Source organism: Sphingomonas endolithica (assembly GCF_025231525.1).
Taxonomy (GTDB): Bacteria; Pseudomonadota; Alphaproteobacteria; order Sphingomonadales; family Sphingomonadaceae; genus Sphingomonas; species Sphingomonas endolithica.
Window position 1 is genome coordinate 629,673 of record NZ_CP103057.1, and the last position, 13,824, is coordinate 643,496.

Genomic DNA, 13,824 nt, shown 5'->3' on the forward strand with positions numbered 1-13,824 from the left:
ATGAAGGTTCGCATTCTTGGCTCGGGTACCTCGTCCGGCGTGCCTCGGATCGGCAACGATTGGGGCGCCTGCGATCCCACGGAGCCACGCAACCGCCGTACGCGCGCGTCGATCCTGGTAGAAACGGCAACGACGCGCATCCTGGTGGATACCAGCCCTGAGATGCGTGAACAGCTGCTCGCTGCCGATGTGGCCGACGTGGATGCCGTGATCTGGACGCATGATCATGCCGACCACTGCCACGGCATCGACGATCTGCGGCAGGTGTATCACGCCCGCGGGCGACCGGTACGCGGACTGGCCCGGCAAGCCACACTGACGGCGCTCACGACGCGCTTCGGCTATGTGTTCGGCGGCAATGACGGCTATCCACCGATCGTCGCAGGTGAACAATTGCCCGACGGCCTGACGATCGGCGACATTCAGGTGCGGGTGGTCGATCAACCGCACGGCAGCATCCATTCCGCCGGCCTGCGCTTCGATAACAGCGGCGCATCGATCGGATATGCTACCGATTTCAACGTGTTGACTAGCGAAATGAGGTCTCTGTATCAGGATCTCGACGTGTGGATTGTTGACGCGCTGCGGCGCTATCCGCATCCGTCGCACCCGGAACTCGCGGCAGTGCTCGGCTGGGTAGGGGAGTTGCATCCCGGGCGATCGGCACTGATCCATATGGACCAGTCCATGGACTATGCGACACTGTTGCGCGAACTCCCTCCCGGCGTGGAGCCCGGCTATGACGGGCTGGAATTCACTGTATGAACGATGATGGCGCCAGCTTCGCCTATCTGGCGCTGATGTTGGTGTTGCCGCTGTCGGCGTTGATCGCCCGCCGGCTGCCGCTCGGCTCGATGATCAAGATGGCGCTTGCCTGGGTGGCGATCTTCGGCGTCTTGATCGTGCTCGTCGGCAACTGGCCACGCGTCGCACCCATGTTCCAATCAGCGGCAGACACGCTCGGCATCAGCGATCAAGCGGTATCCGGTGGAACAGTCCGCATACGAATGGCGGAGGATGGTCATTTCTGGGCATCCGTCGCCATTAACGGCGTGCAGCGTCGCATGCTGGTGGATAGTGGCGCCGCAACGACGGCGATCTCGGCGCGCACTGCACAGGCCGCTGGGCTGGATTTGGCTGAGAATAGCTTTCCGACGATCATCAGCACCGCCAACGGGCAAATCAGCGTACAGCGTGCGACCGTAGCGAAGCTCGATCTTGGTGCGATCCACGCGGTCGATCTTCCGGTCGTAGTGTCGCCGGCATTTGGCGATACCGACGTGATCGGCATGAACTTTCTGTCACAGCTCAAATCCTGGCGCGTGGAGAACGGCTTCCTGATCCTTGAGCCGCATACTTCATTCGTCCCCTGATCGATTTGGATTTAACATAATGTATATTATCGGACTTGCCGATGTCGGGTAAGCAGGGCGGCCCATCGTCCCCGATCGATCGCTTAGTCGCCATCATGGCACGCCTGCGCGATCCCGAAACCGGCTGCGAATGGGATGTCGCCCAGGATTTTGCCTCGATCGCGCCGTACACGATCGAGGAAGCGTATGAGGTTGCTGATGCGATCGCGCGAAACGATATGGCTGAGTTGAAGGACGAACTCGGCGATCTGTTGCTGCAGGTGATCTTTCACAGCCGCATTGCCGAGGAAGCCGGTGTGTTCGCGCTGAACGATGTCGTAGCCTCGATCAGCGACAAAATGGAACGTCGGCATCCCCATATCTTTGGTGATACGGCCAATGGCGGGCATCACCTTTGGGAGCAGATCAAGGCCGAGGAACGTCGCCGCAAAGGTGCAGGCGGCGCGCTGGACGGCGTGGCGATCGGGCTGCCCGCTTTGTTGCGTGCCGAAAAGCTACAGAAACGTGCCGCGCGAACCGGGTTCGACTGGCCCGACGCCGAGGGTCCGCGTGCCAAGGTGATCGAAGAGATTCCCGAGATCGACGCTGCATCCGAGGCCGAACGCGAAGAAGAGGTTGGCGACCTGCTCTTCTCGGTCGTCAATTGGGCGCGCCACCTGGGCATTGATCCGGAGGCGGCGTTGCGCTCCGCCAATGCAAAGTTCGAGCGCCGTTTCCAAGGTATGGAAAAACTGGCTGGCGAGACGTTCGCCGGCTTGCCGCTGGAGCAGAAGGAAGCGTTGTGGCAGTCGGTCAAGACACCGGCTCGGGAATGACCGCGCTGGCATACGGCGCATGCACCTGCCAGCCGAGCGCGGTGTAGAGCGCCCTTCCCTCGACCGTTGCCACCAGAACATTGCGTGACAGGCCTGATCGCCGCTGCTGAGAAAGCTGCGACATGACCACGCGTCCGAGTCCACGCCGCCGGTGCTCGCCGGCGGTAACGATCCTATCGTAGACGAACACGCCTTGTGCCTCGGCAGCGTAGCCGCTGGCGGCTAAAGTACTGTCTTGCGTAATGACCTGTACTCGGACCGAGCCACCGGTCCAGTCGATCTCCACATGATAGCCGACCGGTAGCTCGGCGCCAGGAACGTGCATCGGGCCGGTCATCATCCAGGATGGGGCCTGTAACTGCCAACGGGTCGATAACAACTGCCGCAACGCCGAATCCTCAGTGCACAGCTTGATGAAGATGCGCGTCCGATCGATCTTCTGGCTCAGTGCGACGATCTCAGGCGTTGGCGCAGCGAATACATAGCGGCTGCACTCAACCTCGGAGCGCGTGTCCACCCGCCAGCCACCGCAATCGGGAACGGGCAGCGGAAGCCCACGGGCGATCGAGCGAGCGTGAAGCCAACCCGCCACAAGATCGGGGTCGGCGCCCACGCTAGTGCCCGGCGCGTTGCCCGAAACGGTCGAAGTCGCGTGGAGCCATGCGCACGTCGTACCTGGCACGGTCACCCTCGACGTCCTGACCCAGCACCTCGCCATGGGCGTGTAGCCAGGCCGCACCGGCGCCGTCACCGGCATCCAGCTCGATATGATAGTCACGGTGCCCTTCGGTGACCAAGGTCGCGATCGTCTCGAGCAGTCCGGGGACCCCTTCCCCGCTCAGCGCCGAGATCGCCACGACATCGTCGCGCCGTGCCGCTTCGCCGATCAGCTCGGCGCGGTCTTGCTCGTCCAACAAGTCGAGCTTGTTCCATGCCTCGATCCGCGGCGTGGTGTCGGCCACCCCGATATCGCGCAATACCGCCTCGACATCGTCGCGCTGCGCCGTCGTGTCGGGGTGCGCGATGTCGCGTACGTGGATCAGCAGGTCGGCCGATACCACTTCTTCCAGCGTCGCCTTGAACGCCGCGACCAACTGCGTGGGCAGTTCGGACACGAAGCCGACCGTATCGGACAGGATCACCTTGTCGATCCCGGGCAGGCTGATCTGCCGGAGCGTCGGATCGAGCGTGGCGAAGAGCAGATCCTCGGCCATCACGGCAGCGCCGGTCAGGCGGTTGAACAAGGTGGACTTGCCGGCATTGGTATAGCCGACCAAGGCGATCACCGGCCACGGCGCACGTTGCCGCCGATCACGGTGCAACCCGCGCGTGCGGGCGACCTTTTCCAATTCCTTCTTCAGCCCGGCCATGCGATCGCGGATCAAGCGCCTATCGGCCTCGATCTGCGTTTCACCCGGGCCGCCCAGGAAGCCGAAGCCGCCGCGCTGGCGTTCGAGGTGAGTCCAGCTGCGCACCAGGCGTCCGGCCTGGTAGTCGAGATGGGCGAGTTCGACCTGCAAACGGCCCTCTGCCGTTGCCGCGCGCTCGCCGAAGATTTCGAGGATCAAGCCGGTACGATCGATCACCTTGGCCTTCAGCTCTTTCTCCAAATTGCGCTGCTGCACCGGCGAGAGCGCCGCATCGAACACGACGAGGTCCGCTTCCTCCATTCGTACGGTCGTCGCCAGCATCTCGACCTGCCCGCTGCCGAGCAGGGTCGAGGGCCGTGGCGCGCGAATACGGAACGACACCTTGTCGGCGACGACGACGCCGATCGCGGCTGCAAGCCCCGCGGTCTCGTCCAGTCGTGCGGCTACATCGCGGGAGGATGCGCCGTGTTCTGGAAACACCACAACGGCCCGGGCGCCCCGGGCGAACTCGTCACGATCACGCTCGAAACCGTTGGTCAAAGCTGCACTCTCAATCCTGCTCTTCATCATCCGACATATCGGCCGGCTCGTCTGCCAAATTCAGCGGATGCGCCGGTTGGATCGTCGACACAGCGTGCTTGTAGACCAGTTGCGACATGCCATCGCGCTGCAGCAGCATGCAGAAGAGGTCGAACGCCGCGATCTGCCCCTGCAGCATCACACCGTTGACCAGGAACATGGTGACGCTGTCCTCCGATTTGCGGACCGCGTTCAGGAAGATCTCCTGCAGCAATGGCTGCCGCTTCTGCGCCTCGCCCACCGCATTGACGATCGCGGCGACATCGATCGCGCCGGACGGCATGATCGTCGAAATGGCGTGCTTGTAGATCAGCTGGGACTGGCCGTCGCGGCGCAGCAGCACTGAGAAGTTATCGAACCAGGTGACGATCCCCTGCAGCTTGACGCCCTTGACGAGGAACATCGTCACCGGCGTCTTCGACCGGCGTAGGGCGTTGAGGAAGAGATCCTGGAGAGCGGGTTGTTTGTCGGCCATCGGTCGATCCTTTGTTCTTGGCGGGAATTTCCCGCATGGCGCCGTTTCCCGGCGTCGGCCGGCGCAGGTTGCTCCGCCATCGCTAATTTAGGCACTGCCCGCCCCAACGTCTACCGGCGTCCAGCAAAAAGGGTGGTCCGGGCGAAGACAAAGTTGAGAAAGTCGGCCTGTATCGTGTTGGTTTTATCAACTTTCAACCGGGCGTCGGATTGGCCGGCTCGCGATGTTCGTAGCGGTTGTGCAGGTTCATAGGCGTGTAGGACAGCGGTTTTTTTGCGGCGCGGACGCGACGCCTGCCGCGCTCCGAGGGAACTACCATTAGCGTCACTCCGGACTTGTTCGGCAACTATCCCTTTCAAACATGATTTGTCATCCCCGCGAAGGCGGGGATCCATAGTGGCGGGCTTAGCGGCTGAAATGCAGACGTTCGAGTATATGGATCCCCGCCTGCGCGGGGATGACGGCGAACGACTTGTTTAAGCGGTACAATTGCCGACTTGTTCAACCCAGCGGCTTGCAAGGCGGATAGTGCCTTGGAGGCAAAACGTGCAGCGCGGTGGACCCCGGAACAAGTCCGGGATGATGCCGTGGCTTGGGGCCGCGGGCTGTGGACTGTGAAAGCGGCCTGCACGTTGCCGGCCATCCGATCACTCGTCGCGCGTCTCGGTGATGCCCAGCAGCTTGAGCTTCCGGTGCAGCGCGGAGCGTTCCATGCCGATGAAGTGCGCCGTGCGGGAGATATTGCCCGAGAAGCGGCGGATCTGGACGCGGAGATATTCGCGTTCGAAGGTCTCGCGTGCCTCGCGCAGCGGCGAACCCATGATCGCGCTGCCGCCGCCGCCCAATTCGCCCGGATCACCCAGTACCTCGGCAGGCAGCAGATCGAGATCGATCCGCCCGATCCGGTCGCCGGGCGCCATGATGATCGTGCGTTCCACGACATTGCGCAATTGGCGAACGTTGCCGGGCCATTCGTAGCTCTGCAGCGCAACCATCGCGTCGGAGGCGATCTCCGGCGTCGGCACGCGACGTTCCGAGGCGTAATGCGCCATGAAATGGTTCACCAGCGCCGGAATATCCTCACGCCGCTCCGACAGGTTCGGGATGAGCACGGGAACGACGTTCAGGCGATAATACAGGTCTTCGCGAAAACGGCCTTCGGCAATCTCGTGCACCAGATCACGCGCCGTGGCCGAGACGACGCGGACATCGACCTTTACCACGCGCTGCCCCCCTACCCGCGTGAAGCTCTGGTCGGTCAGCACGCGCAGGATGCGCCCCTGCGTAGCGATCGGCATGTCGGCGATCTCGTCCAGGAACAGCGTGCCGCCATGCGCTTGTTCGAGCAATCCCGGGCGCACCAGGTCGCCGCTCTCTTCGCTGCCGAACAATTCCTCCTCGACGCGTTCGGGCGTCATACGCGCCGCGCTGACGATGATGAACGGCGCGTCGGCACGCTGGCTCCAGCCGTGCAGCAGGCGCGCGGCGACTTCCTTGCCGACGCCCGCCCCGCCCATCACCAGCACCCGGCTGCCGGTCGAAGCAACGCGCTTCAAGGTCGCACGCACGCCATTTATCGCGGTCGAGTTGCCGGTGAGATCTGTGTCCCGCCCGACGCTGGCGCGGAGCGACGCCACTTCGCGGCGCAGCGCCTCGGTCTCCGTAGCGCGCGCGATCATCAGCAGCAGGCGTTCGGCCTCGAACGGCTTTTCGATGAAATCGACCGCGCCACGCCTGACCGCGGCCACCGCCGTATCGAGATTGCCGTGTCCGGAAATGACCAGCACCGGGATCGAGGGATCGCGGCGCTTCAACTCGTCGAGCAGTTCCAAGCCGTCCAATCGCGAGCCCTTGAGCCAGACGTCGAGCAGCACCAGCGACGGCCGCCGCGCGGCGATCGCCTCCAGCGCCGAATCACTGTCGGCAGCGCTGCGGGCTTCATAGCCTTCGTCTTCGAGGACCCCGGCGACGAGTTCCCGGATATCGCGTTCGTCGTCGACGATGAGGATGTCGAGCGCCATGGCGTTATGTCCGTGTTCTGAGATCGGCAGGGCGCCGGTCGTTCTTGTCGTCGGCATCGCTGCCGACATCATCATTAGCGCCGCCGGCATCGAGCCGTGCGAGGGCCGCGGCATCGAAGCGCATCGTCACCACCGTGCCGCCACCGTCGCGATCGCCGAAGCTCATGGTGCCGCAATGTTCCTCGACGATCTTGTTGACGATCGCCAGCCCCAGGCCGGTGCCGCGGGCCCGGGTCGTCATATAGGGCTCGACGATGCGATCACGCGCGGCCGGCAGGCCGACGCCATTGTCGGCGATCTCGATCGTCAGCCAGCGGGTCGGATCGCCGCTCAACGTCATCGTTACCTCGCCCGAGGCTGCATTGCCCTTGGCCTCGATCGCCTCGACCGCGTTCTTGACAATGTTGGTCAGCGCCTGCCCGATCTGGCGGCGATCGCAGACGAAATCGACCGGCCCCGGCTCGTGCATCAGCGTGAAGCGGATATTGGCGTGTGCCACTTCATGCAGGAACAGCGACTGGCGCGCGATGTCGACGAGCGACTCGTGCTTGAACAGCGGCTTGGGCATACGCGCAAAGGAGGAGAATTCATCGACCATGCGGCGCAGGTCGCCGACCTGCCGCACGATCGTTTCTGTCAGCCGTGCGAAGGTGCCGTCGTCATTGGCGATCTGCTTGCCGTAGCGGCGCTGCAGGCGTTCGGCGGCTAGCTGGATCGGGGTCAGCGGGTTCTTGATCTCATGGGCGATACGCCGCGCGACATCGGACCAGGCGGCGCGACGCTGATCGAGCAATTGCTGCGTGATATCGTCGAAAGTGAGGATCGGGCCGGTATCGGCACGGGCAATGCGCACCGCCAGCGTCCGTGCCTCGCCGCCGGCATCGACCTCGACGATCGCGTCGCGCTTGTCGGTGCCGATCACTTCGGCGAGTTCCGGCGAGATGTCGGCCAGCGGGCGGCCCACCGGGCTTGCGGCACCGGTGTTGAGCAAGGCCGCGGCCGAGCGGTTGATCAGCCGGATCGTGCCGTCGGCGGCGATAGACACCACCCCGGCACTGACGCCGGACATCACTGCCTCGATCAGCGCGCGACGGCTTTCCAGCGCGCTGGTCTGTTCCTGCAGCCGCACGGTCATCAGGTTGAAGGCATTGCCGAGCGTGCCGAACTCGTCTCGCGTCTTGGGCGCGGACACTCGGGCAGTGAGATCGCCCTCCGCTACGCGCCGAGCCGCGCCGACCAGCTCTCCGACCGGCCGCACCAGCCGATCCGCCACCTCCAATGCGATCCATACGGCGATACCGACGATCAGCAGCGAGACCAGCAGCAATGCGGCGTTGAAGCGGAGCTGCAGCGAGCGGGAACGCGCCAGCAACGAACGATAGTCGTTCAGAACTGCTTCGGCACGGTCGCTCTGTTCTTCCATGATCTTCGCCTCGGTTACCCGAGCGGCATAGAGGAACAGGTCGGCAGACCCCGGCAACATCGTCACCGTCTGAATGCGGTCACGGGTGACGGTGACGACGCTGCGTTGCCCCGCCCGAAGCTTGGCAATGGTGGCCGGCGTGATCTGCCTGGGTAGATCGATCTCATAGGGGTTGACGATGGCCAGCGTTTGTATCTCGCTCTTGGGCGACACAGCGAACACGGCGCCTTCGGACAGGCTGCGATAATAGATCTGGGTCCCAAAAAAGCCGGGAAAGTCCGGCCCGTCGATCGGCCGTTCACGCAGGAAGGCGGCAGTATCGCTCGCTGCGGTGACGGTGGCGTCTTCCCAGCGTTCAAGCAGCTGGGTGTAGGAAACCTGCGCCATTACCTTTGAATTCTCCAGCATCCCGCGCGCCTTGTCGGAAAACCAGAAATCCACGCCGTATTGGAACAGCAAGGAGGCGAAGATCGTGACCAGCAGCATCGGCACGGTGGCGATGACCGAGAAAATCGCCACCAGGCGGACGTGCAGCCGGCCATTGCCGCCGATCGGCGACCTTGCCGCACGGTGCATCGCGATGCGCCGCCCCATCAGCACGAGCAACGCAACGCCCGGCACCAGATTGGAGACCAGCAGCAGCGCGACCACCGGCGGCGACAACAGCCGATCCGGCGAATCCTCGTACGTGACGGTGAAATAGCTGGCGATGGCGATCGCGACCGCGACCGCGAGCACGAGAAGTTCGACAAAAGGGGTCACGCTGAACCGGCGGTTCGTCGTCTCCGGATCTTCCATCGCTACCGTGTCGGCGCCCATCGTGGCCATACTACAACGATATTGTGGCCATTAGAACACAGTTTCGTGCTCGTCCTACCTCTGGGGCGGCTCCGACCGCCCGGTATCCGGTTCAATGCCGAGCACATCGAGCCGCTTCCGTAGCGTATTGCGGTTGATGCCCAGCGCGCGGGCGGCGCGTAGCTGGTTCTGGCCATGCCGGGCGAGCATCGCCTCGATCAACGGGCGTTCCACCTCTCCGATGATGCGGTCGTACAACGTGCCGTTCTCCAGTGCGGCGGGCTCTTCGCGGGCGAATCGTTCCAGCCGGCCCTGCACTGCCGCGGCGATGCCCGGATCGGTGGCGATCGTCGGTGTTGCGACGGCAGGCGTCCCCAACATCGCGCGCACTTCGCCACCGTCGATCCGCTCGTCGCGCGCGAGCACCGCCATGCGCCGCATGATATTCTCGAGTTCGCGGACGTTGCCCGGCCAGTCATAATGTTCGAGCGCGACGACCGCATCGGATTCCAGTTGCTTGCGCGGCAAGCCATCGTCCGCTGCCTTGTCGAGGAAGTGCCTCGCCAGCAGCGCGATGTCCTGGCGCCGCGCACGAAGCGCGGGCAATGTCACGGGCACCACGTTCAGGCGGTAGAAGAGATCCTCGCGGAAATGGCCGCTTGCCACGAGCTCGGCAAGATCGCGGTTGGTGGCCGCCACGATGCGCACGTCGGCACGGATCGTGCGCGCGCCGCCGACTGTGGTGAATTCGCCCGATTGCAGCACGCGCAGCAGCCGCGTCTGCGCTTCCATCGGCATGTCGCCAATCTCGTCGAGGAACAAGGTGCCGCCTGCCGCCTGCTCGAAGCGCCCGGCCGCGCGGGCCTGCGCGCCGGTAAAGGCACCGCGTTCATGGCCGAACAACTCCGCCTCGATCAGCTCGCGCGGGATCGCCGCCATGTTGATCGCGACGAACGGCGAGCCCTGCCGCGGCCCGAGATCGTGGATCGCGCGCGCGACGAGTTCCTTGCCGGTGCCGGACTCGCCGGAGATCAGCACGGTAAGATCGTTGGCCACGACGCGGGCGATGACGCGGTACACATCCTGCATCGCCGGCGAGCGGCCGATCAGCGGTAATGCGTCCTCATCGCCGACCGCGGCGATCGGCCCGCCCCTGTTCCGCGCCAGCGCGCCCTGCACTGCTTGCGACAGGGTCGCGAGGTCGAACGGCTTGGGCAGATAATCGTACGCGCCTACTTCGGTGGCACGCACAGCGGTGCTCAACGTATTCTGCGCCGAAAGGACGATCACGGGCAGGCCGGGAAGCTCGGTGGTCAGCCGCGCGATCCGGTCCAGCCCGTTGCCGTCGGGCAATACGACATCCGAAATCAGCACGTCCGGCGTAGCGATGGTGAGCTGTGCCTCCATCTCGGCCAGCGACGCGACGGCCATGACGCGATGGCCCTCCCGGCGCAGCGATTGCGCGATGACGGTGCGGATCGCCGCATCATCGTCCACGACCAGGATCGTACGGCTGTTCATCGCCACCTCTGTCATTGGCCGCGGGGCAGCAGAATGCGGAAGACGGTCGTCTCGGGCGAACCCTCTCGCGCATATTGGATCATCCCCCCCATATCGCGCACCAGCTTGTCGACCAGCGCGAGCCCAAGCCCCTGCCCCTCGGGCTTGCCGCTGATGAACGGGTCGAACAGATGGTCGGCGATCTCGGCCGGCGCGCCCGGGCCATTGTCGCCGACGCAGATCTCGATCGGTAGCGGCTGGCGCGGCTTGCCGGGCGACGGGCTTACCGCCATGCCGTGACGATAGGCGGTCGACAGGGTGATGCGCGGCTGCAGCCCATCTCCCCCCTGCCCGACCAGCGCTTCGGCGGCGTTCTTCAACAGGTTGAGCAAGACCTGCAGCATGGCATCGCGATCGACCAGCACTGGCGGTAGAGAAGGATCGAACCGCTCTTCGATCGTCACGCCGCTGGCAAAACCGGCCAGCGCCAACCGCCGGGCATGATCGAGCAGCGGGTAAATATTTTCGGACGCAATTCTCAATGGGCGGGTGTCGGTGAAGTCCTGCATCCGGTCGATCAACGCGGCGACCCGGTCGACCTCGGTCGTGATCAGCGTCGTGAGTTCCTCGGCGTCCTCGGCGCCCATGGCGAGCAATTGCGCGGCACCGCGAATGCCGGACAACGGGTTCTTGATCTCATGCGCCAGCATCGCCGCCGCGCCCACTGCGGCACGCGCCGCCGAGGCACGATCCGCGCTATGGCCCAGGCGACGCGACGTGGCGGCATGGTGCAGCGTGATCGCGCGCCAGCCCGGATGGTCGGCAATGCGCGCTTCGATGAAATCGACGCGGATGCGCCCGCCCCGCACCAGCGCCAACTCTACATCGAAGGCGGCGAAATCGTGGCCGTCGGGCCGTAGATGCTCCGGTGGCGGGCGCAAGATGGCGGCAAGCGGCTGGCCGAGCATGGCACGCTCCGACAGGTTGAGCAGTGCCTCGCCATCGGCATTGGCATGGGCTATCCGATTTTGTGGATCGATCACCAGGACCGCCACCGGCAGGGCGGCAAACAGCTCGGCAAAGGCCGGCCCCGCCGCCCCGCCCATGCCGTCAGGCCGCCGCGCGGCTGCGATATGGTGCGTAGAACTCGGCCAGCATCGACTGCACCTGCCGGGGATCGGGAATCTGGTTCACACGGTTGCGAAACTCAGCCGAGCCGTGGATGCCGCGGGTGTACCAGCCGATATGCTTGCGCGCCATGTTGACGCCGACCTCATTGCCATAATGATGCAGCATCGCGTCGTAATGCTCGGCGATGACGTCATATTGTTCTTCGAGGCTCGGATCGGGAAGGCGCCGCCCGGTGGCGAACCATTCCATCACCTGCCCAAGCAGCCAAGGTCGACCGTAAGCGCCGCGCCCGATCATCACGCCGTCGGCACCGGACTGCTCCAGCGCTGCCTCGGCATCCTCGATCGAACAGATATCGCCATTGGCGATCACCGGCAGATCGACGGCATCCTTCACGCGGCGGATGAACGCCCAGTCAGCGGAGCCTTTGTACATCTGGTTGCGAGTCCGCCCGTGCACGGCGATCAGCTTGACGCCGAGATCCTGCGCGATCTTCGCCAATTCGGGGGCGTTGAGGCTGTCATGGCACCAGCCCATGCGCATCTTCAGCGTCACCGGCACGGTGACGGCATCGACCACGCCGCGGATGATCGCCGCGGCATTGTCCAGGTCGCGCATCAGCGCCGATCCGGCATCGCCATTGGTCACCTTGCGGACCGGGCAGCCCATGTTGATGTCAATGATCGCGGCGCCACGATCCTGGCTGAGCTTCGCCGCCTCGCCCATTTCCTGCGCCGTACAACCGACCAACTGCATCGACACCGGATTCTCGCTGACGTGCCAGGCGGCCTTTTGCAGCGACTGCCGCGTCTCACGGATCGCCGCTTGGCTGGCGACCATTTCGGTGACGTTGAGGCCCGACCCATAGCGGCGCACCAAGGTGCGGAACGGCATGTCGGTGACACCCGTCATCGGCGCGAGCACGACCGGGCGTTCGATCCGGACGGGACCGACCTGAATGGGAGCCAAAGTCTTGGTGGGAGCGCTGTTCATCGATCGTGCCTGAAAAATGGGCAGTAGCGCCGAGGGCGCTAAATGGCAAGGCTGGCGACCCTGTGTTGCTTCGGCTAGGCGGGCGGCATGACGACGCCCCGCACCGCTGCCATCATTGTCGCCGCCGGCACCGGCACGCGTAGCGGGAGCGAGCTGCCCAAACAGTTCGCGCAGGTCGCCGGCAGGCCGATGATCGCCCATAGCTATGACGTGCTGAGCGCGCATCCGTGGATTGATCGCGTGATCGTCGTGATCGGTGAGGGGCAGCAGACGGCGCTCCGCGACGCGCTTGGCGATGTGGAGCATGTGATCGGCGGCGCGACAAGGCGTCTTTCGGTCCTAGCCGGGTTGGAGGGGCTGACCACTACCCCCGCCCGTCACCTTGGGCTTGTTCCGGGGTCCACCGTGCCGCAGACCCCGCAGCCGCAGGATGAGAACCACGGTGGACCCCGGAACAAGTCCGGGGTGAGGGCTGAGCGTGTAGTCGCGCGCGTGCTGATCCACGATGCCGCGCGGCCCTTCCTGTCGGCCGCCGTAATCGATCGCCTGCTCACCGCGCTGGACGAGACAGAAGGCGCCCTGCCCACCCTGCCTGTTGCCGATACGCTCACCAATGCGCAGGGCGACACGATCGACCGGACCGGCCTTTCGCGCGTCCAGACTCCGCAGGCGTTTCGCTTCGACGCGATCCTGCGCGCGCATCGCGCCTGGTCGTTCGAAGAGCCGACAGACGATGCGCAGATGCTGCGCCGGCTTGGCGGCAGCGTTGCGATGGTCGAAGGAGACACGATGCTCGACAAGATCACCTACCCCGCCGATTTCGCCGCCGCCGAGGCGCGCCATGGCGCCGCGCTCATTTCCCGCAGCGCCAGCGGCTTCGACGTGCACCGGCTCGAGGTCGGCGAGGAATTGTGGCTCGGCGGCGTGCTGATCCCGCACGACAAGGGCCTGTCGGGGCATAGTGACGCCGACGTCGCGCTCCATGCGATCACCGATGCGCTGCTCGGCACGATCGCGGCGGGTGATATCGGTACGCACTTTCCGCCCAGCGATCCGCAATGGAAGGGCGCCGATTCGGCTCAGTTCCTGGAACATGCCGCCAGCCTCGTCCGCCAGGCTGGCGGCGTGATCGACTTCATCGACCTGACGCTGATCTGCGAGGCGCCCAAGATCGGCCCACACCGCGACGCGATGCGCACGCGGATCGCGGGCTTGTTGCGGCTGCCGCTGTCGAGCGTTAGCATCAAGGCGACGACGACCGAGCGCCTTGGCTTTACCGGGCGGGGCGAAGGCATCGCCGCACAGTCGATCGCCACGATCCGGATCGCCCCGGTGGCGTAAGGCGT

At 64.7% G+C, this 13,824-nt stretch carries 12 protein-coding genes; 4 read left to right on the plus strand and 8 right to left on the minus strand.

Going from position 1 to position 13,824, the window contains the following annotated elements:
• Genes NV382_RS03070 through mazG form a run of 3 tightly spaced genes read left to right on the plus strand, consistent with a single transcriptional unit; the run spans window position 1 to window position 2,188 of the window.
• Complete coding sequence (locus NV382_RS03070; RefSeq protein ID WP_260599076.1) at window positions 1-765, plus strand: MBL fold metallo-hydrolase; 765 nt, start codon at window positions 1-3, stop codon at window positions 763-765.
• Window positions 762-1,373: a retropepsin-like aspartic protease family protein gene (locus tag NV382_RS03075; protein ID WP_260599077.1), complete on the plus strand. Its 612-nt coding sequence runs from the start codon at window positions 762-764 to the stop codon at window positions 1,371-1,373. Before NV382_RS03070 ends, NV382_RS03075 begins: the two co-directional genes overlap by 4 nt.
• A gap of 41 nt (window positions 1,374-1,414) precedes the next feature.
• Window positions 1,415-2,188: a nucleoside triphosphate pyrophosphohydrolase gene (gene mazG / locus NV382_RS03080; protein WP_260599078.1), complete on the plus strand. Its 774-nt coding sequence runs from the start codon at window positions 1,415-1,417 to the stop codon at window positions 2,186-2,188.
• On the opposite strand, the gene NV382_RS03085 is transcribed toward mazG, so the two are convergent.
• The 8 genes from NV382_RS03085 to dusB form a co-directional block, all read right to left on the minus strand.
• A complete protein-coding gene (locus NV382_RS03085) occupies window positions 2,166-2,801 on the minus strand; it encodes a GNAT family N-acetyltransferase (RefSeq protein ID WP_260599079.1) in 636 nt (211 codons plus the stop codon). The genes mazG and NV382_RS03085 overlap by 23 nt on opposite strands.
• A gap of 1 nt (window position 2,802) precedes the next feature.
• A complete protein-coding gene (gene hflX / locus NV382_RS03090; protein ID WP_260599080.1) occupies window positions 2,803-4,098 on the minus strand; it encodes a GTPase HflX in 1,296 nt (431 codons plus the stop codon).
• Window positions 4,099-4,108: 10 nt separating this feature from the next.
• On the minus strand, window positions 4,109-4,612 hold the full coding sequence (hfq, locus tag NV382_RS03095) for an RNA chaperone Hfq (protein WP_260599081.1): 504 nt from the start codon (window positions 4,610-4,612) through the stop codon (window positions 4,109-4,111).
• A gap of 647 nt (window positions 4,613-5,259) precedes the next feature.
• The gene (gene ntrX / locus NV382_RS03100) at window positions 5,260-6,633 is read right to left on the minus strand and encodes a nitrogen assimilation response regulator NtrX (protein ID WP_260599082.1); all 1,374 of its coding nucleotides are present in this window, start codon (window positions 6,631-6,633) and stop codon (window positions 5,260-5,262) included.
• Between the two features lie 4 nt (window positions 6,634-6,637).
• Complete coding sequence (locus NV382_RS03105) at window positions 6,638-8,875, minus strand: sensor histidine kinase (protein WP_260599083.1); 2,238 nt, start codon at window positions 8,873-8,875, stop codon at window positions 6,638-6,640.
• Between the two features lie 54 nt (window positions 8,876-8,929).
• Window positions 8,930-10,375, minus strand: a complete 1,446-nt coding sequence (ntrC, locus tag NV382_RS03110) for a nitrogen regulation protein NR(I) (protein WP_260599084.1) — start codon at window positions 10,373-10,375, stop codon at window positions 8,930-8,932.
• An 11-nt stretch (window positions 10,376-10,386) separates the two neighbouring features.
• Window positions 10,387-11,460 (minus strand): two-component system sensor histidine kinase NtrB, encoded by a 1,074-nt coding sequence (locus NV382_RS03115; protein ID WP_260599085.1) that lies wholly within the window; start codon window positions 11,458-11,460, stop codon window positions 10,387-10,389.
• Window positions 11,461-11,464: 4 nt separating this feature from the next.
• The gene (dusB, locus tag NV382_RS03120) at window positions 11,465-12,478 is read right to left on the minus strand and encodes a tRNA dihydrouridine synthase DusB (protein ID WP_260599086.1); all 1,014 of its coding nucleotides are present in this window, start codon (window positions 12,476-12,478) and stop codon (window positions 11,465-11,467) included.
• Between the two features lie 87 nt (window positions 12,479-12,565).
• Between dusB and ispF the strand changes: the two genes are divergently transcribed.
• Window positions 12,566-13,819, plus strand: a complete 1,254-nt coding sequence (ispF, locus tag NV382_RS03125) for a 2-C-methyl-D-erythritol 2,4-cyclodiphosphate synthase (protein ID WP_260599087.1) — start codon at window positions 12,566-12,568, stop codon at window positions 13,817-13,819.
• The last annotated feature ends 5 nt before the right edge of the window (window positions 13,820-13,824 follow it).